The organism is Bacillus sp. RK1064, assembly GCF_051488405.1.
In the GTDB taxonomy this organism is placed as follows: domain Bacteria; phylum Bacillota; class Bacilli; order Bacillales; family Bacillaceae; genus Bacillus.
In genome coordinates this window covers 557,515-581,779 of record NZ_JBPSCZ010000001.1, presented here as the reverse complement: position 1 = coordinate 581,779, position 24,265 = coordinate 557,515, and the positions used below count along the sequence as shown (strand labels likewise).

At 41.3% G+C, this 24,265-nt stretch carries 26 protein-coding genes; 21 read left to right on the top strand and 5 right to left on the bottom strand.

All coding sequences use genetic code 11. From position 1 onward, the window contains the following. Nucleotides 1-113: 113 nt before the first annotated feature. Nucleotides 114-962, top strand: coding sequence for a Ku protein (locus tag ACSSTM_RS03145; protein ID WP_437403988.1), 849 nt, complete (start codon nt 114-116; stop codon nt 960-962). Between the two features lie 178 nt (nt 963-1,140). Here ACSSTM_RS03145 and ACSSTM_RS03140 read toward each other — a convergent pair whose 3' ends face one another. Beyond that, nucleotides 1,141-1,584: a DUF2188 domain-containing protein gene (locus ACSSTM_RS03140; protein ID WP_437403987.1), complete on the bottom strand. Its 444-nt coding sequence runs from the start codon at nt 1,582-1,584 to the stop codon at nt 1,141-1,143. Between the two features lie 160 nt (nt 1,585-1,744). On the opposite strand from ACSSTM_RS03140, the gene ACSSTM_RS03135 reads away from it, so the two are divergent. The 7 genes from ACSSTM_RS03135 to ACSSTM_RS03105 all read left to right on the top strand — a co-directional run bounded on the left by ACSSTM_RS03135 (nt 1,745) and on the right by ACSSTM_RS03105 (nt 7,788). Then, complete coding sequence (locus ACSSTM_RS03135) at nt 1,745-2,218, top strand: VOC family protein (RefSeq protein ID WP_106037251.1); 474 nt, start codon at nt 1,745-1,747, stop codon at nt 2,216-2,218. Nucleotides 2,219-2,266: 48 nt separating this feature from the next. Then, entirely contained in the window at nt 2,267-2,680 is a 414-nt protein-coding gene (locus ACSSTM_RS03130; protein WP_106038673.1) for an Rrf2 family transcriptional regulator, read from the top strand. A 131-nt stretch (nt 2,681-2,811) separates the two neighbouring features. Continuing rightward, complete coding sequence (locus ACSSTM_RS03125; protein ID WP_437403986.1) at nt 2,812-3,663, top strand: SDR family oxidoreductase; 852 nt, start codon at nt 2,812-2,814, stop codon at nt 3,661-3,663. A 190-nt stretch (nt 3,664-3,853) separates the two neighbouring features. Continuing rightward, nucleotides 3,854-4,570, top strand: coding sequence for a (Fe-S)-binding protein (locus tag ACSSTM_RS03120; protein WP_034660757.1), 717 nt, complete (start codon nt 3,854-3,856; stop codon nt 4,568-4,570). Between the two features lie 21 nt (nt 4,571-4,591). Next, complete coding sequence (locus tag ACSSTM_RS03115; protein ID WP_095285208.1) at nt 4,592-6,013, top strand: LutB/LldF family L-lactate oxidation iron-sulfur protein; 1,422 nt, start codon at nt 4,592-4,594, stop codon at nt 6,011-6,013. Then, on the top strand, nt 6,013-6,735 hold the full coding sequence (locus tag ACSSTM_RS03110) for a LutC/YkgG family protein (RefSeq protein WP_095285209.1): 723 nt from the start codon (nt 6,013-6,015) through the stop codon (nt 6,733-6,735). Before ACSSTM_RS03115 ends, ACSSTM_RS03110 begins: the two co-directional genes overlap by 1 nt. Nucleotides 6,736-6,879: 144 nt before the next feature. Further along, a complete protein-coding gene (locus tag ACSSTM_RS03105; protein WP_437403985.1) occupies nt 6,880-7,788 on the top strand; it encodes a DMT family transporter in 909 nt (302 codons plus the stop codon). Between the two features lie 12 nt (nt 7,789-7,800). On the opposite strand, the gene ACSSTM_RS03100 is transcribed toward ACSSTM_RS03105, so the two are convergent. Further along, the gene (locus tag ACSSTM_RS03100; protein WP_060596417.1) at nt 7,801-7,992 is read right to left on the bottom strand and encodes a hypothetical protein; all 192 of its coding nucleotides are present in this window, start codon (nt 7,990-7,992) and stop codon (nt 7,801-7,803) included. Between the two features lie 110 nt (nt 7,993-8,102). Between ACSSTM_RS03100 and ACSSTM_RS03095 the strand changes: the two genes are divergently transcribed. From ACSSTM_RS03095 to ACSSTM_RS03070, 6 genes are all read left to right on the top strand, one after another. Next, nucleotides 8,103-10,319 carry an RNA ligase gene (locus ACSSTM_RS03095; RefSeq protein WP_095285211.1) on the top strand — a complete coding sequence of 739 codons (2,217 nt, stop codon included), beginning with the start codon at nt 8,103-8,105 and terminating at the stop codon, nt 10,317-10,319. 455 nt (nt 10,320-10,774) lie between these two features. Continuing rightward, nucleotides 10,775-11,320 carry a TetR/AcrR family transcriptional regulator gene (locus ACSSTM_RS03090; RefSeq protein ID WP_249114887.1) on the top strand — a complete coding sequence of 182 codons (546 nt, stop codon included), beginning with the start codon at nt 10,775-10,777 and terminating at the stop codon, nt 11,318-11,320. A gap of 21 nt (nt 11,321-11,341) precedes the next feature. Then, nucleotides 11,342-14,485 (top strand): bifunctional cytochrome P450/NADPH--P450 reductase, encoded by a 3,144-nt coding sequence (locus ACSSTM_RS03085; RefSeq protein WP_437403984.1) that lies wholly within the window; start codon nt 11,342-11,344, stop codon nt 14,483-14,485. A gap of 192 nt (nt 14,486-14,677) precedes the next feature. Then, the gene (locus ACSSTM_RS03080; protein WP_095285213.1) at nt 14,678-15,586 is read left to right on the top strand and encodes a trypsin-like serine peptidase; all 909 of its coding nucleotides are present in this window, start codon (nt 14,678-14,680) and stop codon (nt 15,584-15,586) included. Between the two features lie 267 nt (nt 15,587-15,853). After that, nucleotides 15,854-16,234: a NucA/NucB deoxyribonuclease domain-containing protein gene (locus tag ACSSTM_RS03075; protein WP_045210079.1), complete on the top strand. Its 381-nt coding sequence runs from the start codon at nt 15,854-15,856 to the stop codon at nt 16,232-16,234. A gap of 147 nt (nt 16,235-16,381) precedes the next feature. Next, nucleotides 16,382-17,230, top strand: a complete 849-nt coding sequence (locus ACSSTM_RS03070; protein WP_095285214.1) for an STAS domain-containing protein — start codon at nt 16,382-16,384, stop codon at nt 17,228-17,230. A gap of 33 nt (nt 17,231-17,263) precedes the next feature. Here the strand turns inward: ACSSTM_RS03070 and ACSSTM_RS03065 are convergent, their stop codons facing one another. Next, nucleotides 17,264-17,806 carry an IseA DL-endopeptidase inhibitor family protein gene (locus ACSSTM_RS03065; RefSeq protein ID WP_034660768.1) on the bottom strand — a complete coding sequence of 181 codons (543 nt, stop codon included), beginning with the start codon at nt 17,804-17,806 and terminating at the stop codon, nt 17,264-17,266. A 294-nt stretch (nt 17,807-18,100) separates the two neighbouring features. On the opposite strand from ACSSTM_RS03065, the gene ACSSTM_RS03060 reads away from it, so the two are divergent. After that, the gene (locus tag ACSSTM_RS03060) at nt 18,101-18,538 is read left to right on the top strand and encodes a hypothetical protein (RefSeq protein WP_034660769.1); all 438 of its coding nucleotides are present in this window, start codon (nt 18,101-18,103) and stop codon (nt 18,536-18,538) included. 47 nt (nt 18,539-18,585) lie between these two features. Here the strand turns inward: ACSSTM_RS03060 and lexA are convergent, their stop codons facing one another. Further along, nucleotides 18,586-19,206, bottom strand: a complete 621-nt coding sequence (gene lexA / locus ACSSTM_RS03055; RefSeq protein ID WP_003212311.1) for a transcriptional repressor LexA — start codon at nt 19,204-19,206, stop codon at nt 18,586-18,588. Nucleotides 19,207-19,365: 159 nt separating this feature from the next. Here lexA and yneA point away from each other — a divergent pair, with 159 nt between their 5' ends. The 6 genes from yneA to ACSSTM_RS03025 all read left to right on the top strand — a co-directional run bounded on the left by yneA (nt 19,366) and on the right by ACSSTM_RS03025 (nt 23,780). After that, nucleotides 19,366-19,677 (top strand): cell division suppressor protein YneA, encoded by a 312-nt coding sequence (gene yneA, locus ACSSTM_RS03050; protein ID WP_034660770.1) that lies wholly within the window; start codon nt 19,366-19,368, stop codon nt 19,675-19,677. Between the two features lie 17 nt (nt 19,678-19,694). Continuing rightward, a complete protein-coding gene (locus tag ACSSTM_RS03045) occupies nt 19,695-20,342 on the top strand; it encodes a YneB family resolvase-like protein (RefSeq protein ID WP_003211322.1) in 648 nt (215 codons plus the stop codon). A gap of 69 nt (nt 20,343-20,411) precedes the next feature. Next, nucleotides 20,412-20,642 carry a DUF896 domain-containing protein gene (locus ACSSTM_RS03040; protein ID WP_034660771.1) on the top strand — a complete coding sequence of 77 codons (231 nt, stop codon included), beginning with the start codon at nt 20,412-20,414 and terminating at the stop codon, nt 20,640-20,642. 187 nt (nt 20,643-20,829) lie between these two features. Continuing rightward, nucleotides 20,830-22,833: a transketolase gene (tkt, locus tag ACSSTM_RS03035; protein WP_034660772.1), complete on the top strand. Its 2,004-nt coding sequence runs from the start codon at nt 20,830-20,832 to the stop codon at nt 22,831-22,833. 197 nt (nt 22,834-23,030) lie between these two features. After that, nucleotides 23,031-23,477 carry a sporulation inhibitor of replication protein SirA gene (gene sirA, locus ACSSTM_RS03030; RefSeq protein ID WP_012010100.1) on the top strand — a complete coding sequence of 149 codons (447 nt, stop codon included), beginning with the start codon at nt 23,031-23,033 and terminating at the stop codon, nt 23,475-23,477. 84 nt (nt 23,478-23,561) lie between these two features. Beyond that, entirely contained in the window at nt 23,562-23,780 is a 219-nt protein-coding gene (locus ACSSTM_RS03025) for a YneF family protein (RefSeq protein ID WP_003212379.1), read from the top strand. A 261-nt stretch (nt 23,781-24,041) separates the two neighbouring features. Here the strand turns inward: ACSSTM_RS03025 and ACSSTM_RS03020 are convergent, their stop codons facing one another. Then, the gene (locus tag ACSSTM_RS03020; protein WP_369810454.1) at nt 24,042-24,215 is read right to left on the bottom strand and encodes an aspartyl-phosphate phosphatase Spo0E family protein; all 174 of its coding nucleotides are present in this window, start codon (nt 24,213-24,215) and stop codon (nt 24,042-24,044) included. Nucleotides 24,216-24,265: the final 50 nt, after the last annotated feature.

Here is a 24,265-nt window from a genome sequence, read left to right as displayed (position 1 = left end):
GTCATGTCACTTCCTCATATGATGTGTTCTTAGAGTGGGATGAAATTTTCATTCGCATACATAAGTCTAACGAAAACATTACATAGTAAGGAGAAAAGAACGGAGGCGACGCGATGCATACAGTTTGGAAAGGCGGCATTAGCTTTGGACTAGTCAATATTCCAGTTAAGCTGTTTACTGCTACAGAGAACAAAGATATTAAGTTAAGACAGCTGCATAAAGAGTGTCACACGCCCATTAACTATAAAAAGGTTTGTGCCAACTGCGGGGAAGAGGTGGCACCAGAACAAATCGTCAAAGCGTACGAGTATGCGAAAAATAAATTCATTGAATTAGACGATGAAGAGCTAGAAAAACTGCGAAAAGAAAATGAAGAAAAAGCCGTCGAAATCATTGATTTTGTGAAGATAGAAGAGATTGATCCAATCTATTATGAAAGAAGTTACTTCTTATCCCCAGATACTGGCGGTGCGAAGGCATATTCATTATTAAGAAAAGCTTTAGAGGAATCGGGAAAAATTGGTGTGGCGAAGATTATGATCCGCTCAAAGGAGCAATTAGCAATCGTTAGGTGCTATGAACAGATTTTGCTGATGGAAACCATTCATTTCCCTGATGAAATTAGACAAGTATCTGATGTACCGAATATCCCCCAAGAGGAGAACATTGTAAAGAAAGAGTTAGATACAGCGCTCCTTTTAATCGAGCAGCTGACCACGACATTCGATCCAGCGGCATATCAAGATGAATACAGAGAACAGCTGATGAACTTAATTGGCGATAAAATATCTGGAGAACGTACGGTTCAGCCAGAAACGACAGGCAAAAAAGATCCTGCATCCAATGTGACTGATTTAATGGCGGCTCTACAGGCTTCAATCGATCGATCAAAACCTGCCAAAGCGAAAAAAGCAGCACCTAAAAAAAGAAAAACACCAGCGAAAAAAGAAAAGAATGCATAAGAAAAGACCGCTTACGGGCGGTCTTCACTTTCTTCTTTTCAGCGTGATAGAAAACCTTTGAAGTCTAGGAAGGACGAGCACCGGAGCGGAGCGAATTTGACATTCGTGAGCACCGAAGCGCAGACCTGACAACGAATGCGAGGGTTTGCCTACACGCTGAGACCGCTTACGGGCGGTCTTATTGCGGTTTTAACACGTCCTGAATTGTTCCATCTTTTCTGTGGATAACAACAGAAGTCCCTTTATTAGAAGCAATCTCCTTTGCCCGGTCAATTGCTTCTTGTTTCGTTTCTTTGACCTCACTTGCTCGTTTTGCTTTCTCTGTTTGAACCGCCCAGCCTTCTTCGTGCTTGACGACATGCTGCGCATGATCCATGAGCTCTGGTCTTGCGGAGCTGCTGTTTTTAGAAGGAGTGACTGAACCATGAGCTGAGAAATTCTCTATCTCATTCTCCGTTGCATTCTTTTTCCACTCTTTCGCTTGACTGATCGCAATTGGGATGGCTCTATTTTCGTCATAGCCTTCCTGTATCATTTTGTTGGCAATCTCAAGCGCTTTTTTTCGAATGACGTTATCTAACGATTGAAATGAAGCCGGATAATCATTCATCGTCCAAGGCATATGAAACGCTCCTTTCTTTTATTTGAACACCTTCCCCCATCTGCAATGGATCAAACATATCATTCTTCTCAAACCAATGAATGGGATAAAATACATCGTTTTGCTGAGGCGGAATCTCATCAAATCCAGGAGAATAGAAGGGAGAAAAGGAGTGGTTTTGATGATGATAAAAGGTTTGTATGAAGCCCATTTACCTGTGAGTGATTTGAAGGCATCTATTGCGTTTTATGAAAAATTGGAATTGACACTTGCTCACGAAAATGAACGAGTTGCTTTTTTATGGATTGAAAAAGGAAAGAGCTGGCTTGGCTTGTGGAAAGTAGATATAAATGCCTTTCCATACCATCCCTCGACTCGGCACGTTGCCTTTCAAATTACAACGTCCAGTATCGAACAGATCAAGGCTTGGCTTGTTGAAAAAGGCATCAGTATTCACCCAATGTTTGGTTTTTCAGAAGAGGAACAGCCTTTAGTTCTGGATAATCCGCCGCAATTTCATGCAGCGATCTATTTTCTTGACCCAGATGAGAATTTGCTTGAATGCATTGCCCCGCTTGAACTTGATACAGCAGAAGACTACGATATCATGACATATGAGGACTGGGATAGAAAGAAAAATCCGTTTATTGATTGACAAAATCACTCATTGTAACTATATTGGTTACAACGGTGGTGAAAGATTGTGAAACAAATTAGCAGCAGGTATCCAATTGCTGTTCATATTTTGTCATTTATTGCAGGTGTTCCAAAAGAGTGTACAGGGGATTTTATTGCGGAGAGTGTGAATTCAAATCCAGCCATTGTTCGAAAAATGATGGCAATGCTCAAACGGGCGGGTCTTATTGAGATTCGCCGTGGAGTAGGCGGGGCTTATTTAAAAAGACCGGCAGAGGAAATCACGCTGTTAGATGTGTACCGTGCTGTCGATGTAAGCGAGGATGAAGAATTATTTAACTTCCATCAGCCAGTCATCGCATGTCCGATTGGTCAAGCAATGGATACAAGACTGAGGAGTGAACTAAAAGAAGCTCAGGCAGCGCTTGAAAATCACCTCAAACAAGTGACCATCCAGCAATTGTTGACAGAGTCAGAATAAAAGAAGCTCAGGCTGAACTTGAGCTTTTTTTACACCAGTTGTTGTAATCGAGAAGGTTATAACGAATAAACGGATACGTAAAGCTGTACCAAAACATCACCGTCGAATCACAAAATGAGGAGGTCAAACAAATGAAGTTATTAGTAACAGGCGCAACAGGACAACTTGGATCGCTCGTCGTCCAGCATTTGCTTACAAAGGTACCGGCTGAACAAATTGCGGTCAGTGTTCGAAACCCGCAAAAAGCAGCACATTTGAAGGAATCTGGGGTGGATGTACGCCACGGAGACTTTACTCAGCCAGACACCCTTAAGGCAGCCTTTCAAGGCATTGACCGTCTTTTGATCATTTCAACTGCAGAAGGAGACCGCGTGCAGCAGCATACGGCTGCCATCCAAGCGGCGAAAGCAGCTGGTGTATCCTTTATTGCTTATACAAGCGTTGTGAGTGCAAGAGAGAGTCAGCTTGTCCTTGCACATGACCATGCAAAAACAGAAGAAGCGATTGTGGCCTCTGGCATTCCTCATGTGTTTTTAAGAAACAATTGGTATGTAGAAAACGAAAAAGATACGATTCTAGCAGCCGTTAGCGGCGCACCATTTTTAAGTCCAATTGGTGATGGCAAGGTTGGCTGGGCAACAAGAAATGACTACGCAGAAGCGGCCGCAAATGCGTTAACACTTCCTGTACATGACCAGGAGATATATGAGCTGTCAGGACCTCTTCGGACGCATACTGAACTTGCACACATTGTCAGTGAGGTAAGCGGAAAAGAGATCAAAGTCGAGCAAATTGATGTCGACACATTTGGAGAGTTTTTAGCTTCAAATGGTGTACCAAAAGAAGCTGTTCCGTTCGTCAAAGCCATTCAAAGCGGCATTCGCGATGGTGCCTTAGCTGTTGAAAGCCGTGATTTCGAAACATTATTAGGCCGGCCCTTAACACCTATCGAAGAAAGAATTCGTGAATTGATTTCAAAATAAATCTTCTCAAGCGCCCTATCAAAAGGGCGTTTTTTTCATTCAAGCTACACATGCCATATGTCCAAGTTTAGACAAATCACTTCGTTGAAATTTCAGAAATTTGGGATTAAAATGAAAATAGGGTCTGTTATTTCGTCATCAGATGACCAAATTAATGAATCAAATTGCAGCAAAGAAGGGAAGTTCGCCGATGAAAGTCCATTTATTCGTTACCTGTTTAATTGACACCATGCAGCCAAGTGTAGGAAAGGCGACAGTGAAAGTACTAGAAAGGCTCGGTGTAGAGGTGGAATTTCCAGAGGCACAAGTGTGCTGCGGACAGCCAGCCTTTAACAGCGGCTATACAAAAGAAACCATCAAAGCAGCAAAAAACATGATCAAAGCCTTTGAATCAGCTGAATATGTCGTGACGCCGTCAGGTTCTTGTAAGGCGATGTTTTTAGAATATCCTCATCTTTTAAAAGAAGACCCAGTGTGGTCAGCAAAAGCTGAGGCACTTACTGAGAAAACATATGAATTAACCGAGTTTATTGTTGATATATTACACGTCACAGATGTAGGGGCGAGCCTGAAAGGAAACGCAACCTATCACACATCCTGTCATATGACGAGACTGCTGCGAATTAAGGAAGCACCTATCACACTGTTGTCAAATGTCAAAGATTTGACGATGACACCATTGCCGCGTGCAGAAAATTGCTGCGGATTTGGAGGAACCTTTTCAGTAAAAATGACACCTATTTCTGAGCAAATGGTCGATGAGAAAGTCCAAAGCATAGAGGAGACAGGCGCTGAATACATTATTGGTGCTGACTGCGGATGTCTGCTGAATATTGGCGGGAGGCTGAATCGTCTTGATAAGCCCATTCAAGTGATGCATATCGCAGAAGTATTAAATAGCCGCTGACTTTAAGAGGGGGAACGGCAAATGAGTATGAAAATTGGAGAGAAGGGCTTTAAAGAACGAATCGGGGAAGGGTTAGAAGATACTGTCATGAGAGGTGCTGTTTCCTCAGCGCAGGAACGCCTGTATGAAAGGCGGCTATCTGCGAGCGAAGAGCTTGGCAACTGGGAAAAGTGGCGAGAACTTGGCGAGGAAATCCGGCAGCATACGCTGACGCATCTTGATGACTACTTATACCAATTAAGTGAAAGCGTTAGTGCACGTGGAGGACATGTCTTTTTTGCAAAAACAAAGGAAGAGGCATCGGCGTATATACAAAATGTGGCACAGAAAAAAGCGGCCAAAAAGATCGTTAAATCAAAATCAATGGTCACAGAAGAAATTGAAATGAATCAAGCGCTTGAAGAGATCGGCTGTGAGGTGGTGGAAAGCGATCTTGGCGAGTATATTCTGCAAGTAGATGATCATGAACCTCCTTCACATATTGTGGCACCTGCTCTTCATATGACGAAAGAACAAATACGAGAAGTCTTTCACGAAAAGCTCGGATATGAGATGTCAGAGACACCTGAAGACATGACGAGTTTTGTGAGAGCCATATTACGTGAAAAGTTCCTCGAAGCTGATATTGGTGTCACTGGCTGTAATTTTGCTGTCGCCAATACAGGATCCATCTGCCTTGTGACAAATGAAGGGAATGCGGATCTTGTCACGGCTATCCCGAAGACACATATCGCCGTTATGGGCATGGAACGGATTGTTCCAACGATGGAGGAACTGGATGTCCTTGTTGGTCTTTTGTGCAGAAGTGCAGTTGGTCAGAAATTAACAAGTTATATTTCTGTCGTCGGGCCAAAAGGAGAAGAAGAAGTGGATGGACCAGAAGAATTTCACTTGGTCATTGTGGACAATGGGCGGTCCAATATATTAGGTACTGCGTTTCAGCCTGTTCTCCAATGTATCCGGTGCGCAGCCTGTATTAATGTGTGCCCAGTTTACCGGCATGTGGGCGGACATTCATACGGATCGATTTATCCGGGGCCAATTGGCGCTGTTCTTTCGCCGCTTCTTGGCGGCTATGATGACTACCAAGAGCTCCCCTTTGCATCAAGCCTTTGCGCAGCCTGCACAGATGCTTGTCCAGTAAAGATCCCGCTTCACGAGTTATTAATAAAACATCGACAAGTCATCGTTGAAAAAGAGGGGAGAGCGTCTAAAGCTGAAATGATGGCGATGAAAATGTTCGGAATGGGCGCATCGACTCCCGGAATGTATCAATTCGGAACAAAAGCAGCCCCTGTATTGATGAATCGTATGGCTTCAAACGGACAGATTTCAAAAGGAATAGGTCCTTTAAAGAATTGGACAGATATTCGTGACCTGCCAGCTCCAAGTAAAGAAAGATTCAGGGATTGGTTTAAAAAGAGACAGAAGGAGGAGCAGTGATGAAGGGAACCATTTCTCACCGAGAGTCGTTTTTAGCTCATATCCGTAAGCAATTAGGTAAAGATTCCTCCCCGTCTGCATCTATTCAGCGTCCAGCTTGGAAGCATCAAGTCCAGTGGGAAACAAACGGACTTTTGTCTAAAGAAGAACTAGTCGAGCAACTGAAGAAGCAATGTCAACGAATTCACACAAGAGTGGTCGAAACAACACCACAGGAAGCGCCCTCTGTATTAAGATTATTGATGACAGAGTATGGAGAGGGTTCTGTGATGACATCGGGCGATCATCGTTTTGAACAATATGGATTTCATCCGATGTTTGACAGCTTGCAGCACGAAGGATTCGCAGTCACCAGCTGGAATGCTGAGGCATCAAGGGAAGAAAATATCAGGCTGGCAGAACAAGCGACATATTCGGTTGTATTCAGTGATTACACCCTAGCAGAATCAGGTACAGTCGTCCTTTCATCCCATCAGGGCCAAGGCAGAGCGCTGCATTTTTTACCGATGATGTATATCGTGTGTATCGAAAAAAGCACGGTGGTTCCGCGGATGATTCAGGTTGTTTCGGCTCTTAATCGCTCGGTAGAAGAGGGGGAGCAGGCGAAAGGTGCTATTCATTTCATATCAGGTCCGAGTAACTCTGCGGATATTGAGATGAATTTAGTGGTAGGTGTTCATGGTCCAGTTCGGGCCGTTTATCTATTGATAGATGATGAGTAGGGCTTTCGAGATGAAAGCCTTTTTTTCATGCAAAAAAGCTCACACAAGTTTTAAAATCATCTTGCCTCTAGCGGATTGGACATAGTAAGATGACGACATACAAGATGAACTTCTCATCTACTGCTGATGTAAAGGAAGCTGCTTATGGAAATGAAGTCAACTGCTCAAAAGAAATCAATTGCACTACCGCTTGTGATTTCAATTATTGCCATTTCATTTTCTGCTATCATTGTGAAATGGTCAAATGCACCTGCTGCTATTTTAAGCATGTATCGAATGATCTTTGCCGCGGCTTTTATGCTGCCGTTTATCCTGCCACGTAATAAAGAATTTCTTTCAATAAAGCGCAGAGACTGGTTTTTCTTATGTATGTCAGGCTTCTTTTTAGGACTCCACTTTGTGTTGTGGTTTGGCTCACTGAAGCTGACGACTGTGGCAAGCTCTACTATTATTATCGCCCTTCAGCCGATGGTCTCCTTATTAGGCGGCTTTCTCATTTTCCGTGAACGAACCACGCTGCCCGCACTCTTGACGATGTGTGCAGCGATTGCTGGTGCACTCATGATTGGATGGGGAGATATAGGTCATAGCCAGGAAGCCATCCTAGGAGACATTTTATCCTTTTTAAGTGTGATCGCGGTTGTTTGTTATTTATTAATAGGTCAACAGGCTGTAAGGAAAATATCTCATTGGATTTATAGTTTTTGTGTGTTTGGTTTTGCTGGTCTTTTTTTAATTCTATTCAACCTAATGCAGCAAACTCCTTTTACAGGCTATCCGGGTAAAGAGTGGGGGATTTTTTTATTGCTTGCCATCATTCCCACCATGTCTCATGTCATTAATAATTGGCTTTTAACCTATGTTAATGCCACAACGATTTCAATGAGTATACTTGGCGAACCTGTTGGGGCCACGATTCTTGCTGTGTGGCTGCTTGGAGAGAAGATTACACTGCTTCAAATGTGTGGCGGTCTTCTTGTCCTTTTAGGCGTCTTTTTCTTTTTGATGCAGCAGCGTCAAGGAATTGTGATGAAACCAAAAAAATCCGGTTAAATCCCGGATTTTTTACTCTTTTAAATCATTTTTTTCAATCACTTTGTTCAATCTTTCCTCAACCTTCTTCAATTCCATTCGTCTTCTTCTGATCATTCGAAAAGAAGTGACAATCATAGTCACGATAACAGCAATGAATAGAAGAGAGAACACTTGAAATAAAAAATCTCCAAGATTGAATGCCATATTCTCTCCATTAGACATACATAAAACCTCCCTTTCTATCTATATATTACCATAATCAATAAAAGATTGAGATTTATCCATAATTTATCTATAATAGGTAAAATATCACTCATTAAAGGAGAACCAATATGAGAACTTTAGTCCTTTTACGAGGTCTCCCAGGCGTAGGTAAATCAACTTGGATCAAAGCTCAAGGCTTAGAGCCCTACACTTTATCAGCGGATCAGATCCGTCTTTTGACCCAGCCGCCGCAGTTATCTGTCAATGGGAAACCAGAAATTTCAAGCAAACATGACCACAAAGTCTGGTCTTTGTTATTTGAATTGCTTACAGCACGTATGGAACGCGGAGACTTTACTGTGATTGATGCGACACATATTTCAAGCAAATCGATATCTCAATATAAATCGTTAGCCACATCGTATCGTTACAGGGTGTATGTCGTCGATTTCACGCAGGTGCCGCTTGAAACAGCTCTCCTGCAAAATCGCTCACGGGAACCTCACAAAGTTGTGCGGGAGTCTGTTTTATATCAAATGAACGAGCGGTTAAAAACAGAAAAGGTCCCATCATGGGTGACTGTTTTGCAGCCTGAGGAGTATCCGCAAGTGATAACCTATCAGCCTCGATCCTTCGATCAATATGAGGCCATTCATGTCTTTGGAGATATTCACGGCTGTCATACCGCTCTGACCACCTATTTACAAGGAGACATTAAAGAAAACGAACTTTATATCTTTGCAGGTGATTTGCTTGATAGAGGAATAGAAAACAAGGAAGTATTAGAATGGATGCTCGCACATAGAGAATGCCGGAATGTCATCGTGATTGAGGGCAATCATGATCAGCATTTATACCGGTTTGCACATGGTGAGAAAGTAAGAAGCAATATGTTTAACCGGCATACTGCACCTGAAATCGAAGCAGCAGACTTTGATTTAAAAGAAGTACGGAAGTTTGTCAGAACATTTCATCAGCTTACTTATTTTACGTACCATAGCAAGACATTTCTTGTTACCCACGGGGGACTTGCTCATATGCCAGAAGAGCTTCTGCATGTCTCAACACAGCAGCTCATTCACGGTGTAGGTGAATATTCAGATGACATTGACCACTTGTTTGTTCAAAACACCGCTGGATTAGATGTCATTCAAATTCACGGGCATCGCAATTTATACAGGCTGCCTATTCAAGCATCGGAAAGGTCTTATAATCTAGAAGGCCAGGTTGAATTCGGGGGGCAGCTGAGGGTCTTGAAAATCACAGCTGACGGGATTGAGACTCATGAAATTGACAACCCAGTCTATAGAGCTTCTGAGAAAAAACCATCGGCTGCTCTTCAACCAGATATCTCACTGGATGACTTTTTAGCTCACTTAGATCAGCATGAATATGTACAGGAATTAAAGCTTCCGCACCATATTTCATCTTTTAATTTTACGAAAAAAGCTTTTAGTGAACGGCAGTGGGATGATGTGAATGTGAAGGCAAGAGGTTTGTTTGTCAATATGGTGTCAAAGCAGATTGTTTCAAGAAGCTACAACAAATTTTTTAATATTGACGAGCGTCCGGAGACAAAAATGCATCATCTAGTGAACCATCTTCAATTCCCTGTTACCGTCTATGATAAAGCAAATGGATATTTAGGAACGGTTGGGTATAACGAAATGGATGATGAATTGGTGTTTACGTCCAAATCGTATACATCTCATGTGAAACAAAATCAGCATGCTTCCTGGGTCGAAGAGCTATTCTATCAGACTTTCGGAGATGTGCAGGTCGACTACATCAAATCATACGTACGTGACAACAATGTATCTCTTGTGTTTGAAGTCATTTTACCAGAGAAAGACCCACATATTATCACATATGATCAAGATCAACTCATTTTGCTTGATATTGTGAAGCGTCAGCTAAGCTATGAAAAAGCACCATTCACTGAAGTGAAAAGGTTAAGCGAACAGCTTGGAATGTCCTGCAAGCAGGAAGTGGCTGTGTTCCATGATTGGACGTCTTTTTATAAATGGTATCAGGCTGTCTCTCATGACGACTCGATTAAAGAAGAGGGATTTGTCATAGAGGATCATCGCGGATTCATGACCAAGCTCAAGCTCCCTTATTATCAATTCTGGAAGCAGATGCGCGCGATCAAGCAGCGCGTCGCAGAGAATCGTTCCTCGCAAAAATATATGCAGGCTTTGCAAACAGCGGAGCAAGCTAGATTTTATACGTGGCTTCTTGAGCAAGATGCCAATGATGTCAGGAATAGCTCAATTATTGAGCTGCGAACACAATTTGAGCAAAGCGATGCTGCCCAATTGAATAATGATGAAATAAATGCATAGTCTAAACATGAGTCTTTTCTAAAGAAAAGGCTTTTTTTGATGCAATTGAAGGTAGACCCATATATGCCTGATCATATTAAAGTGATTCTTCGAACGATGTTTGCTTTTGCGATTTTATTTGGTGGAGCACGTCTTCTTGGAAAGCAAACATATTGATACATATGACGGCCATATTCAGTCTCCGATTGATCAAGAATGAACGTGTAGTGCAGAGGTCACCCGCATGACACATATCTGCCAAGATTTCTAAGTCCTTTGGATGCTGTCTGACTAGGCATCATTTCTCAATTATTATTATTTTCAGAAAATGTGATGACGGAGAAAAATAAGTGTGTTTAAGTATATATAGAAGAAATTAAAATATTAATATAATATACCGCATGCGGAATGAACATTCATTCCTAAAATGAGGAGGGGATGAAGTGCCAGCAGTGACTGATAAACAAGAACAGATTATGAAGGCTTCACTAGATTTATTTATTGAACGGGGCTTTGATGGGACCACGATGCCGATGATATCAAAAAGAGCAAACGTCGGAGCAGGAACCATTTACCGTTATTTCGACAGTAAAGAGGCCCTCGTTAATATTTTGTACCAGCGCAGCCTTTCTGCATTTATCGAAAAAATGAACACAAACAGTCCAGATCCAAAGGCAAGTATTCGGGCGTACTTTAAGCATGTATTTTATTGCTTGGTTTTATTTACAAAGGAGAATCCAAGCGGGCTATATTTCTTAGAAATTGATAAACGATCCCATTACTTAGATGAGACGAGCAAAGAGAAAATGCAGCTTTTGTTACATGAGCTATTCCTTATCTTTGAAGAAGGGAAAAAGGATGGGATTCATCCAAATCTCTCAGGTAGAACCATTTTATCGATTGTATTTGGTGCCTTTGTACAGCTGCATAAACAAATTCTTGCAGAAGAAATAGAGCCAACGATTGAATTTCTAGAGGACATTGAGCAATGTTTATGGCGCGCCATTAGCGTTGCTTCTTAATGATATAAAGGGAGTGGGCACATGCAACAAACATCAATCATTCCAAAACCAAAAACATACGGACCTTTTAAAAATATTCCCCATATCAAAAAGGGGGAGCTTTCTCAAACCTTTTGGCGTCTTGCAGATGAATTAGGACCGATCTTTCAGTTTGAATTTTCAAAAGCAACAAGTATTTTTGTTTCCAGCCATGAACTTGTCCAAGAAATATGTGATGAGAGCCGTTTTGATAAATACATTGGGAGCAGTCTCAATAAAGTAAGAGCATTTGCAGGAGATGGGTTATTTACGAGCTGGACAGAAGAACCGAACTGGAGAAAGGCTCACCACATCTTGATGCCGGCGTTTAGCCAGCAGGCCATGAAGGGCTATCATGAGATGATGCTCGATATTGCCACACAGCTTGTACAAAAATGGCAAAGAACAGGCCGTGATGAAGAAATTGAAGTAGCAGAGGATATGACAAAGCTTACTTTAGATACGATCGGACTTTGCGGTTTTGATTTTCGATTTAACAGCTTTTATAAAGAAAATCAGCATCCATTCATCGAAAGTATGCTGAATGGTTTAAACGAAGCGATGGATCAGGCGAGCCGGTTGCCGGTTGCAGATAAGCTAATGATCAAAAGAAGAAAAAAATTTGACCAAAATGTCGATTTTATGAAGCAATTAGTAGATGACATTATTCAAGAACGAAAAAAACAAGATAAAACGGGCGATGATTTACTGTCCCTCATGCTGCATGCAAAGGATCCTGAAACAGGAGAGCGCCTGTCAGATGAAAATATCCGCTATCAAATCATTACCTTCTTAATAGCTGGGCACGAAACAACAAGCGGGCTGCTATCCTTTGCGATTTATTTCTTATTAAAGAATCCAGAAAAATTAAAGAAAGCCGTCCAAGAAGCAGATGATGTGCTGCAAGGCGGACTGCCAACATTTAAGCAGGTACAAAAACTAAATTACACTCGTATGGTTTTAAATGAATCACTTCGCCTCTGGCCAACAGCGCCTACGTTCTCTCTTTATGCGAAAGAGGACACCGTCATCGGAGGGAAATACTCGATTGAAAAGAATCAAAGTGTCTCCGTGCTGCTCCCTAAGTTACATCGTGATCAAGCGGTATGGGGAGAGGATGCGGAAGAATTTAAACCAGAGCGGTTTCTACACCCTGAAAAGATCCCGCAGCATGCCTACAAGCCTTTTGGGAATGGGCAGCGTGCATGTATTGGTATGCAATTCGCCCTTCATGAAGCCACTATGGTGCTAGCGATGGTCCTGCACAATCTGGAATTGATTGATCACACATCATATGAACTTGATTTAAAAGAATCTCTGACGATTAAGCCAAACGATTTTAAAATCAAAGTGCGGCCAAGGAAGCAGCAACTCTTTATGGCACCACCGAAAGAAGAGGCGAAAAAAAGCACAAAATCTGATGAGTCAAAAGTGGCCAGTCACGGTACACCACTGCTTGTTCTATATGGATCAAATCTTGGCACGGCGCAGCAAATCGCAAACGAATTTGCTGAAGACGGGAAAGCAAAAGGGTTTGACGTGACCACTGCTCCGCTTGATGACTATACACGCCAATTACCAGATAAAGGTGCAGTCTTAATCGTGACTGCTTCATACAATGGACATCCGCCTGACCACGCGAAAAAATTTGTGGATTGGGTCACGCAGGATGAAGAGCAGGATTTATCAAACGTGACATTTGCTGTTTTTGGATGCGGAGATCGAAATTGGGCGAGTACGTACCAGCGTATTCCTCGTCTCATTGATGAAGCACTTGAAAGTAAAGGTGCAAAGCGTGTAGCTGATTTAGGAGAAGGCGATGCAGGCGGAGATATGGATGAGGATAAAGAAACATTCCAGAAAACGGTCTTCAAGCAGCTTGCAAAAGAATTTAAGCTCACCTTCCAAGAAAAAGGTAAGGAAAAGCCAAAACTATCAGTTGTTTATACAAATGAGCTAGTAGAACGTCCTGTGGCGAAAACGTATGGTGCTTTTTCAGCTGTTGTACTGAAAAATGAGGAATTACAATCTGAAAAAAGTGAGCGGCAAACAAGACATATTGAACTGCAATTGCCTGAAGGGAAACAATACAAAGAAGGGGATCATATCGGAATTGTTCCGATAAATAGTGATGCACTCGTGCAGCGGGTGATCAATCGCTTCAATCTTGATCCTAAGCAGCACATCAAGCTTTCTTCTCAGAAAGAAGCAAGTCATTTACCTTTAGATCAGCCGATTCAAATGAGAGAATTACTTGCGTCACATGTTGAGCTTCAAGAGCCTGCAACACGTACGCAGCTAAGAGAGCTCGCAGCATATACAGTTTGTCCGCCTCACCGCGTGGAGCTTGAGCAAATGGCTGGTGAAGCATATCAAGAAGCCGTTTTAAAGAAACGAGTAACCATGCTGGACTTATTAGATCAATATGAAGCGTGTGAGCTGCCGTTTGTGCACTTTTTAGCACTTTTACCAGGTTTGAAGCCGCGCTATTACTCAATTTCTAGCTCACCAAAAGTCGAAGAAAAAAGAGTCAGTATCACAGTGGCGGTTGTGAAAGGTAAAGCGTGGAGCGGCCGCGGAGAATATGCCGGAGTCGCATCAAACTATTTATGCGGTCTGCAGGCAGGAGAAGAAGTCGCCTGCTTCCTCCACGAAGCGCAGGCAGGATTCCAGCTGCCACCTTCATCTGAAGTACCGATGATCATGATCGGACCGGGTACAGGAATCGCTCCATTTAGAGGGTTTGTTCAGGCAAGAGAAGTGTGGCAGAAGGAAGGAAAACCACTAGGCGAAGCTCACCTGTATTTTGGCTGCCGTCACCCTCTTGAAGATGATCTGTATTTTGAGGAAATGCAGCTTGCAGCGCAAAAAGGAGTTGTTCACATCCACCGGGCTTATTCTCGTCACAAAGAGCAAAAAGTATATGTCCAGCATTTGTTGAAAGAAGACGGCGGCATGCTGATCAAGTTACTTGACCAAGGTGGGTATCTTTACGTGTGCGGGGACGGAAAAGTTATGGCACCAGACGTAGAGGCTACGCTTATCGACCTTTATCAAAACGAGAAACATTGCTCGAAGGAAACAGCTGAAAATTGGCTGACAACCCTTGCAAATGACAATAGATATGTAAAAGATGTGTGGAGCTGAAAAATTAGGAAGACCGCCAATTAGGCGGTTTTTTCTATTTCATAGAGAGAGATCAATAGAATGAAGGTTGGAAAGATACAAAACACCTAATTTAAAAATGAAATATTTTGTAAAAAATAAGAATATTCTCTCATTTACTCCAATATGAAACAATCGTATGATTTTTGATATAGGACATAAAGGAGGAATATGATGAAAAAGGTGAAAATGTTACTCCCTTCTCTGCTCGTTTTTGGTGCTTTAAGTGTGCCTAGTTTTGCCCATGCCACATCGGATTCAGTACTAACGTCTGATTATGACATGGTGACTTCTGATGGAAAGGTGATCTCTTCAAGTGATTTCCACAATGATACGAAATCCCCCTCATCCTTTGACAAAGTGGATGATCTTTCTTCTACTGTTGGCGAAAAAGTAAAACCACTCTCAAAATATTTAAAAGACTTTCAAACAAAAGTCGTCATTGGAGACGATGGAAGAACAAAAGTAGCAAACACAAGAGTGGCACCATATAATTCAATTGCTTATATTACATTTGGCGGCTCAAGCTGCACGGGGACACTCATTGCCCCTAACAAAATTTTGACAAACGGGCACTGCGTGTACAATACAGCATCGAGAAGTTATAGTGCAAAAGGATCGGTGTATCCAGGCATGAACGATAGTACAGCGGTGAATGGCTCAGCAAACATGACGGAGTTCTATGTACCAAGCGGATATATCAATACAGGCGCGAGCCAATATGATTTTGCCGTGATCAAAACAGATACGAACATTGGCAATACGGTCGGTTACCGCTCTATCCGTCAGGTGACAAACTTAACTGGGACAACGATTAAAATTTCTGGATATCCAGGTGATAAAATGAGATCGACTGGCAAGGTGTCGCAGTGGGAGATGTCAGGTTCTGTGACAAGAGAAGATACAAATCTCGCATACTATACGATTGATACATTTAGCGGAAATTCAGGCTCAGCGATGCTAGATCAAAATCAGCAAATCGTTGGGGTTCATAACGCAGGGTATTCAAACGGAACGATTAATGGCGGTCCAAAAGCGACAGCTGCCTTTGTTGAATTTATCAACTATGCAAAAGCGCAATAAAAGCTAGAGCACAAAGCTTGTTTCCTTCATAGGGGACAAGCTTTTTTATATGGATAGAATCACTGGTTTCTATCTGTCTAACCTGAGAGATTCATTGAGTTCTCAGCCTCATCATTTTTTTCACATGTCATTCGTGAACCGCTCATACATTAAAATGACACATTTCCTTTAAGTCAAGATTCTGCTTGAGAAAAATGAGGAGGTCTCACACTTTTGAAAATGAGAAGAGGCTGGATCACTGGTGTCGCCTTATGCTTTGTGATATGGATGGGCACGTTGTTAGGTGGATTTGGGGAGAAACATGCGGCAAAAGGTGCGGATCGATATGATCATGTCATTCAATTTCCAAAGGAACGGTACCCTGAAACAGGCAGCCATATTCAAGAAGCCATTCGAAAAGGGCATTCAGATGTGTGTACGATAGACCGAAATGGAGCAGATGCCCGCAGGCAAGAATCATTAAAAGGAATTCCGACTAAACCTGGCTTTGACCGGGATGAGTGGCCGATGGCGGTTTGTCTTGAGGGAGGAAAAGGTGCGAGTGTTCAATATGTCAGCCCATCTGATAATAGGGGAGCAGGCTCATGGGTTGGACACCAGATCAGCGGTTATCCTGATGGGAAAAGAATTTTATTTATTGTGAAATAAAACTGGATGAGAGGCACCTGTGAGTAGGTGCCTTTTTTGTTGATGATCAGAGCGTATTGGAGCTAGCAGGGACAAAAGATTCAGTGGTACAATGGATCTTTAAGGTACAAAGACTGTCAAGAAGAAAATGTGAAGGGACATATGCTTATGGATAAGAACCGTGCATTATACGATTTTTTTATGCAACATGCAGAGAAACTGACTGAAACTTGGTATGAATCAATTGAGGATGATGATCCAGAATCAATCTATCGTTCAACAGATTCCAGCATCATAGCAGAGCTGAAACGGCAAAATCAAGATTATTACCAGCATTTTATACGTGCTCTTATTGAAGACAAGACATATTTACATACTGAGTTTAAAAAGTGGTCTGAAGACTTAGCCAGTGACCCGAAGCATTTAAATACACCATTAGATTATGTTGTGAGAGAATACATGTCCAATCAAAGAGTAGTCCTTCATTACTTAAAAGAATTTATTAAACAGCGTCAAGATGAAATTGATATTGACCGCATCTTTTATTGGTATGATTTAATTTCAGAGGCGTTTAATATTTCAATTCATGTGTTTATCCAGCAATATGTGAAAAATACAACGAGGAAGCTCGTGGCACAAAGAGACATGATTTACGAGCTGAGCTCACCTGTCATTGTTTTAAAAAATCATATTGCGTTATTGCCGTTAGTAGGTGACATTGATACAGCGAGAGCAAAGATGATTTTAGAAAATACGCTGAAACAGTGCTCGCAAAAAGGCGTACAGCATTTATGTATTGATTTATCGGGCGTTGTCATTATTGATACAATGGTGGCTCATCAAATCTTTGATCTTGTCACATCACTTCGGTTAATTGGAGTAGAGACGACCATTTCAGGCATCAGACCAGAAATTGCCCAAACAGCCGTGCAGCTTGGGCTTCCTTTTAATGAATTTCGCACGGCATCATCACTTGCTCACGCGCTGGATCGCATGACTGAATTTTCTCCAATATAAAAACCAGGCCGATTGAATGGCCTGGTTTTTGATTTAGATGACAGCGTCAATTTTTGTGACTTTCCAATCTTTTTGTACTTTTTCGTACGTAACAGTTCGTTTTACTTTGCGTCCATCAAGTGTTGGGACGGTGAATTCATATGTGCGGACCGTTTGTTTTTTAGAGACAAGTTTAGGTGTGGCTTTATCCCAATTAAGCATGTTGTCTCCGTCACCGACTGGAACAGCCATTTTGCCTTTATGAACAATGAACTGGTAGTCTTTTAAACCTTGATTGATGGCATCTTTTGTGAAAACTTGAGATAGGTAGCTGTTTAGTTTTTTCTTTGTATCAAATGTTTTAGAAAGATAGTTGTATGTCATGTCTTTATAGCTAAATGATTTTAATTTGTAATCGGAATGTTCATTAATTTTGTAGCCTGACATCGCACTCCAAAAGTGTTCTCGTGCGTCAAGGGCAATATGTAACGCTTCTTTATTTGTCAAAGCGGCTGGTTTTTTAGAAGCGGCCAATGTTGTAGATTGTAATGAGATCATAAGCATAATAGCAGTTAATAAAACGAATAATTTTTTCAAGGCGATTGCCTCCTTTTCTCAATGAAAACTTCTTATGTTACAAATGTTACAATAATTACAGTGATATTACAAGTATTAATTCTAAATGTTTTTTATTTCTTTTCTTTCTATATATATAACGTTTGAGGGAGACAAAAAGTTTTCATTTTTTTATTTTTTCTTTATATCTACTATTTAACCGTTCTAAAGAAGAACAAAACGTTTTTTGGAAAAATTTTTGTTTGGACGTTCAACACGCTTTTTCATTTATGACATATACTATCGTGATGAATGTCTAAGAAAGTGGTGTTGAATATGTATTATCCGTATGAAGGTATGTGGAATGGGTACTCATATGACAGGCAGATGCAAGGATGGCCATCACTCCCTATTCCTCAAGTTGGAGGATTTCCAGGGTTTCCAATCGGAGGAGGAGGCACTGGACCCGGATCAAGCGGATCAGCTCCGCCAGCTCCGCCGCAGCATATCATTTCGCAGTATCAGCAAGCATTATCACAGCCTCAAAGCATGCAGTCACTTATTTCAGGGCAAACAGGTGGAGGCCAGCAATCTGTTCAATTTGCAGCGGGATGTAATAGAAGATGGACGATTGTGTTCATGAGAAACGGTCAAGTGTTTTTAATGTATGTCCTATCCTCACAGCCTTTCGGGAGGACAACTGGCTTTATTTGGCCAAACTTTACATTTGGTTCCTTCCCAAGCTCGCGTATTCTAGCATATTCTTGTTCATAAAAGAAAAAGCCGGTTCTCATCAGCAGCTGATGAAATACCGGCTTTTTTTAGTGAATATTTCTAAATACGCCAATCACTTTACCTAGTATACTTACATTCTGTAAAATAATCGGTTCCATAGATGGGTTCTCTGGCTGTAATCTAAAGTGTGTATCTTCTTTATAGAAACGTTTCACTGTCGCTTCATCTTCCTCTGTCATGGCGACGACAATATCTCCATTGTTAGCGGTGCTTTGCTGACGCACAATGACATAGTCCTTGTCCAAAATTCCTGCATCAATCATACTTTCTCCCATAATTTCAAGCATAAATACTTGTTCATCTGGTGCTGCAAAAGTCTCTGGAAGAGGGAAGTATTCTTCTACATTCTCAACAGCCGTAATAGGCAGGCCTGCTGTTACTTTTCCGATGACTGGTACGTTCATTACAGCACTCTTAGGAATATTCATTTCCTCTTCATCTAGTACTTCGATCGCTCTAGGTTTTGTCGGGTCTCTTCTAATTAAGCCCTTTGTTTCTAGTCTAGCTAAATGTCCATGAACCGTTGAACTGGATGCTAGACCGACAGCTTCTCCAATTTCACGAACGGATGGGGGATAGCCCTTACTTTTTACTTCTTCTTTGATGAATGTCAGGATATCGAGTTGTCTTTTTGATAGCTTCGTCATCTTTTGCACCTCAAAACGTCAATTTTAAAGAAATTATAGCATGTTTTTCCTAACAGTACAAACATAGGTTCGAAAAAAACGTTTGACAGAAACGTTTGTTCGTATTTATAATGAGTGACAGAAAGAGCGAACACATATTCTGTTAGGAGAGATGACATTATGAGGTTAAAAGAATCTATTATTTTTATTGGGGTATTCTCATTCATCGTTGGCATATTTCTCTCACTTATTGCAGTCACAAGCCATAATGATCCAAATCAGTATGTTAAAATAGAGGTTCAATCAGGTGATACTCTTTGGGGGTTAGCTGATCAAGTAAACGACAGCAAATCAATCGACAAAAATGCGTTTATTGACTGGGTCACAGAACACAATGATCTTGCTTCAACGGAAATCCAGCCTGGTGACATTCTTGTCATACCAGTCAAAAAAGAGCATCCAGTCGTATATCAACTTGCAACAGTACAATAGAAAGGTCGATTGAAGTCATGAATGCAATCATCTATGCGAGAGTAAGCACTGTCAAAGAAGAGCAGGAAACCTCGCTGAAGAGACAAGAAGAAGAACTGCTGGCTTTAGCTGCTATGCACAAGATGAATGTGGTGAAAGTCATCAAAGAAAAAGCAAGCGGATATGATCTAGATCGTGATGGTGTGTTTGATATGCTAGCTACACTAAAAGAAGAGTCAATTGATGCCGTTCTTATCCAGGATGAAACGCGTCTCGGAAGAGGACAAGCAAAAATTGCGCTTCTTCATTGTCTTTTTAAAGAGAACGTAAAGGTGTACAGTACGTTTCATAGAGGCGAGCTTGAGCTTTCAGAAGCAGATGAAATGGTTATTGAGATCGTAGGAGTAGTTGAAGAGTATCAACGAAAAATTCATAACCTGAAAATCAAGCGGGGAATGAGAAGAGCTGTTGAGCGCGGGTATCAGCCCGAACTGAATTTAAAACAGCAGGATCATGCGCCTGGCCGTGAGCGTATTGAAGTGCCGATTTCAGAAATTGTTCGATTAAGAAAAAACAACATGACATTCGCAGAAATTGCAGCAACTCTTCAGGCACTAGGTTTTGACATTTCAAAAGCAACGGTCCATAGAAGGTATCAAGAATATGAAAAAGGTCTGACCACCTAAAGCTTGATTTGTTGTCAAAATGATTGATATTTAGTAGTATGTAGAGAAAATGTTTTAAAGGAGTTTGTCATGATTTCTAAAAAGCAGCTTGCAAGAATCAATGAGCTTTCAAAAAAGTCGAAAGAGACCGGTTTATCAGACGCTGAAAAAACAGAACAAAAGCTATTGAGAGAAGAGTATTTAAAAGCTTTTCGTTCTTCTATGAAAAATACACTTAAAACCGTGAAAATCGTTGATCCTGAAGGAAACGATGTCACACCAGAAAAATTAAAAAGAGAAAGAGATCAAAATCTTCACTAAGTCTGTGATTTCTTAAATTTTGAAAAGATGGGAAGTATATTCTCATCTTTTTTCATATTTGCATAACTTTTTAGGTGATCGATAAACTAAATGTGACAAAATCACTCTTTTTCAGCGTGAAATAGTTGTGAAAAAAGGACAGTAGATTTATGATAATGGTGTACACAAGATACGGAAGGGGATTTATATGGAAACGATTGAATTGAAATCTATTGCAACAATACGTACTCTCTCCATAGACGCAATTGAAAAAGCGAATTCCGGTCACCCTGGAATGCCAATGGGTGCTGCACCAATGGCATACGCTTTATGGACGAATCACTTAAACGTAAGTCCGCAAAACCCTAATTGGTTTAACAGAGACCGTTTTGTTTTATCTGCGGGGCATGGTTCTATGCTTCTATATAGCATGCTTCATTTAAGCGGATACAACCTGAGCATCGATGATCTAAAACAATTCCGCCAATGGGGTAGCAAAACACCTGGACACCCTGAATTTGGACATACAGAGGGCGTAGATGCTACAACAGGTCCTTTAGGGCAGGGGATTGCCATGGCAGTTGGTATGGCACTTGCAGAAAGACATCTTGCGGAAACGTATAACAAAGACAACTTTAATGTTGTAGATCACTATACATACAGCATTTGCGGAGATGGGGACTTAATGGAGGGAATTTCCTCTGAAGCTGCTTCACTTGCTGGTCATTTAGGCTTAGGCCGTTTAATTGTTCTTTATGATTCAAATGATATTTCATTAGATGGCGACCTAGATCGTTCATTCTCTGAAAATGTGAAGAATCGTTTTGAAGCGATGAACTGGGAAGTTCTCTATGTGAAAGACGGCAACAACATTGAAGAAGTGACGGCTGCTATCGAAAAGGCGAAACAAAGTACAGACAGACCTACATTGATTGAAGTGAAAACAACGATTGGTTTCGGATCGCCTAACCGTGCAGGAACGTCTGGTGTGCATGGTGCACCGCTTGGCAGCGATGAAGCCAAGCTGACGAAGGAAGCTTACTCTTGGACGTTTGAAGAAGATTTCCATGTACCTTCTGAAGTGTACGATCATTTCAAAGAAGCTGTAAAAGACGCTGGTCAGAAAAAAGAAGCAGCTTGGAATGAACTATTTGAACAATATGAAAAAGAATACCCTGAGCTTGCAGCTCAACTGAAGCTTGCGATTGAAGGAAAGCTTCCTGAGAATTGGGAACAAGAGATTCCTGTTTATGAAGCAGGTTCAAGTCTTGCCTCCCGCGCTTCTTCAGGCGAAGTATTAAATGGCATTGCGAAGCAAGTACCTTTCTTTATTGGCGGGTCTGCTGACCTTGCAGGTTCAAACAAAACAACGATTAAAAACACAGACGATTTTGGTAAAGATAATTATGCCGGCAAGAATATTTGGTTCGGTGTCAGAGAATTTGCAATGGGTGCCGCGTTAAACGGTATGGCACTTCACGGCGGCCTTCGTGTATTCGGCGGAACGTTCTTTGTTTTCTCAGATTACTTAAGACCAGCGATTCGTCTTGCTGCCTTAATGGGACTTCCAGTCACTTATGTCTTTACTCATGACAGTATCGCTGTTGGGGAAGATGGTCCGACGCATGAGCCGGTTGAGCAGCTTGCTTCATTACGTGCGATGCCTAATCTTTCTGTTATTCGCCCAGCGGATGGAAACGAAACAGCTGCAGCGTGGAAACTTGCTGTATCTTCAACGGATAAACCGACAGCACTAGTTCTGACTCGTCAAAACCTTCCAACGATTGACCAAGCACCAGAGAAGGCGTATGAGGGAGTAGAAAAAGGTGGATACGTCGTCGTTGAAGCTGCTGATGCACAGCCCGAAGCACTTCTACTCGCTTCTGGATCTGAAGTCGGTTTAGCGATTGAAGCGCAAAAAGCACTTGAAAAAGAAGGGATCCGCGCGTCTGTTGTCAGTCTTCCTGCATGGGATCGTTTCGATCAGCAGTCAGATGAATACAAAGAATCAGTCCTTCCTACAGCAGTGCGGGCTCGTATTGCGATTGAAATGGGAGCTTCACTTGGCTGGGAGCGTTACACTGGTCTTGATGGTGACGTGATTGCCATTGATAAATTTGGCGCTTCTGCACCAGGTGAAACCATTATTGAGAAATACGGATTTACTGTCAGCAATGTGGTCAGCCGTGTGAAAGCAAAGCTGAACAAATAACCAGTCTCCAAGCATCATGCTTTTTTCCATCTGTTTGCAGAGCATTTTCATCCGCTCTGCAAACTTTTTTCTTTTTTCTTGTTTTTTTGACAAAACTAGTTTCTTCTTGCTTCATATATAGACAATTCTTTCTTTCGCATTTTTGTATAATACAAGCAATATACGAGATTGACGAAATGTGAAAGGAAGGGATAGACATGGAACGCCATTATTATATTTATTGGATTGAGGATGAATTTGCACATCATTATTTTGGCAGAGAATCGATTTTGTTTCATTTGTTTGAGTCGTTACACTGGACGAACCGCACGGAAGATGAATTGGTGATGCTTGTGAAACAAGTGGATTACGTGACGAAACGAATCCCTGCTTTTCATATGCACCAGCGATTAATGAACAACTTAACGAACATTCACTATACACAAATTGGCTCGATATACAGCGCTTCCTTACCTGATGGAAAAGGAACGGCTGCATTTATTATAAAAGACCGTTATATCCAAATGTCTGCCACCGGCAGTTACGAGGCAGAAGCGGTGTTTTTTGAAGTGCTGAGAAAAATTAGTCCTTGCTTTCTTGCGATGGACTTTGGTTCAAAGAAGCATGGGTGGCTCAATCCGGTAAAAGTGAGGAATTTTGTTTAAAAAAATAAAATTGAACGTGAAATGTTGTATAATAGCCTTTTGTTTAGTACACTTTATACGAGACAACATGAAGGAGGAAGAATTATGGATTTATGGGTTGTCATCCTTGTAGGCGTTGTTGCACTGCTTGCAGGAGTTGCACTCGGATTCTTTATTGCTCGTAAGTATATGATGAGCTACTTGAAAAAGAATCCACCAATTAATGAACAAATGCTTCGAATGATGATGATGCAAATGGGCATGAAACCGTCCCAGAAGAAAATCAATCAAATGATGAAAGCCATGAACAACCAAGCGAAATAATACGTACGATATTATGATCATAGATGGAACATGGTTATAAAGAATGGACAAGCGTTGTCCTATCTTTATTGAATTCACCTTCATCAGACGCTTTAAAACCACTGTACTTGCATGAATGAAGCAGGGAAGGTGGTTTTTATTTTTGCGTCAGCCTCCTGTTAAAAACAAAAAACCCCTGTAATCAGAGGTTTTTGTTTCGTTTATGGTCACATATCAACTGTTCTAAAAATCGTGCAGCATGATAGATATCATGAGATATGATTAGTTGGCTGAGTTTGAGTGTAAGTGTCGTTGATATTGTAAGAGAAGATGATCTAGCTGCTGGCTATGTTCGATGGTCACTGTTGATGTCATCCCATTATGCAAGACAACTTTCATCAGCTCTTCTCTTTTTTCTTCGATTTGAGTTAATAATGATGTTTTTACCAAAGTCATGTTCCTTTCATGCAAATCTTGATAAAAAGAATCGATTTTATTATATCCAT

Excerpts from the sequence above, each read along its gene's own strand:
- ACSSTM_RS03080 (WP_095285213.1), top strand. The coding sequence starts at position 14,678 with ATGAAAAAGGTGAAAATGTTACTCCCTTCTCTGCTCGTTTTTGGTGCT.
- ACSSTM_RS03025 (WP_003212379.1), top strand. The coding sequence starts at position 23,562 with ATGGATTTATGGGTTGTCATCCTTGTAGGCGTTGTTGCACTGCTTGCA.
- ACSSTM_RS03085 (WP_437403984.1), top strand. The coding sequence starts at position 11,342 with ATGCAACAAACATCAATCATTCCAAAACCAAAAACATACGGACCTTTT.
- ACSSTM_RS03145 (WP_437403988.1), top strand. The coding sequence starts at position 114 with ATGCATACAGTTTGGAAAGGCGGCATTAGCTTTGGACTAGTCAATATT.
- ACSSTM_RS03060 (WP_034660769.1), top strand. The coding sequence starts at position 18,101 with ATGTATTATCCGTATGAAGGTATGTGGAATGGGTACTCATATGACAGG.
- sirA (WP_012010100.1), top strand. The coding sequence starts at position 23,031 with ATGGAACGCCATTATTATATTTATTGGATTGAGGATGAATTTGCACAT.
- ACSSTM_RS03075 (WP_045210079.1), top strand. The coding sequence starts at position 15,854 with ATGGGCACGTTGTTAGGTGGATTTGGGGAGAAACATGCGGCAAAAGGT.
- ACSSTM_RS03135 (WP_106037251.1), top strand. The coding sequence starts at position 1,745 with ATGATGATAAAAGGTTTGTATGAAGCCCATTTACCTGTGAGTGATTTG.
- ACSSTM_RS03090 (WP_249114887.1), top strand. The coding sequence starts at position 10,775 with ATGAAGGCTTCACTAGATTTATTTATTGAACGGGGCTTTGATGGGACC.
- ACSSTM_RS03105 (WP_437403985.1), top strand. The coding sequence starts at position 6,880 with ATGGAAATGAAGTCAACTGCTCAAAAGAAATCAATTGCACTACCGCTT.
- ACSSTM_RS03125 (WP_437403986.1), top strand. The coding sequence starts at position 2,812 with ATGAAGTTATTAGTAACAGGCGCAACAGGACAACTTGGATCGCTCGTC.
- yneA (WP_034660770.1), top strand. The coding sequence starts at position 19,366 with ATGAGGTTAAAAGAATCTATTATTTTTATTGGGGTATTCTCATTCATC.
- ACSSTM_RS03110 (WP_095285209.1), top strand. The coding sequence starts at position 6,013 with ATGAAGGGAACCATTTCTCACCGAGAGTCGTTTTTAGCTCATATCCGT.
- ACSSTM_RS03140 (WP_437403987.1), bottom strand. The coding sequence starts at position 1,584 with ATGCCTTGGACGATGAATGATTATCCGGCTTCATTTCAATCGTTAGAT.
- ACSSTM_RS03020 (WP_369810454.1), bottom strand. The coding sequence starts at position 24,215 with ATGACTTTGGTAAAAACATCATTATTAACTCAAATCGAAGAAAAAAGA.
- ACSSTM_RS03095 (WP_095285211.1), top strand. The coding sequence starts at position 8,103 with ATGAGAACTTTAGTCCTTTTACGAGGTCTCCCAGGCGTAGGTAAATCA.
- ACSSTM_RS03115 (WP_095285208.1), top strand. The coding sequence starts at position 4,592 with ATGAGTATGAAAATTGGAGAGAAGGGCTTTAAAGAACGAATCGGGGAA.
- ACSSTM_RS03120 (WP_034660757.1), top strand. The coding sequence starts at position 3,854 with ATGAAAGTCCATTTATTCGTTACCTGTTTAATTGACACCATGCAGCCA.
- ACSSTM_RS03100 (WP_060596417.1), bottom strand. The coding sequence starts at position 7,992 with ATGTCTAATGGAGAGAATATGGCATTCAATCTTGGAGATTTTTTATTT.
- lexA (WP_003212311.1), bottom strand. The coding sequence starts at position 19,206 with ATGACGAAGCTATCAAAAAGACAACTCGATATCCTGACATTCATCAAA.
- ACSSTM_RS03040 (WP_034660771.1), top strand. The coding sequence starts at position 20,412 with ATGATTTCTAAAAAGCAGCTTGCAAGAATCAATGAGCTTTCAAAAAAG.
- ACSSTM_RS03045 (WP_003211322.1), top strand. The coding sequence starts at position 19,695 with ATGAATGCAATCATCTATGCGAGAGTAAGCACTGTCAAAGAAGAGCAG.
- ACSSTM_RS03070 (WP_095285214.1), top strand. The coding sequence starts at position 16,382 with ATGGATAAGAACCGTGCATTATACGATTTTTTTATGCAACATGCAGAG.
- tkt (WP_034660772.1), top strand. The coding sequence starts at position 20,830 with ATGGAAACGATTGAATTGAAATCTATTGCAACAATACGTACTCTCTCC.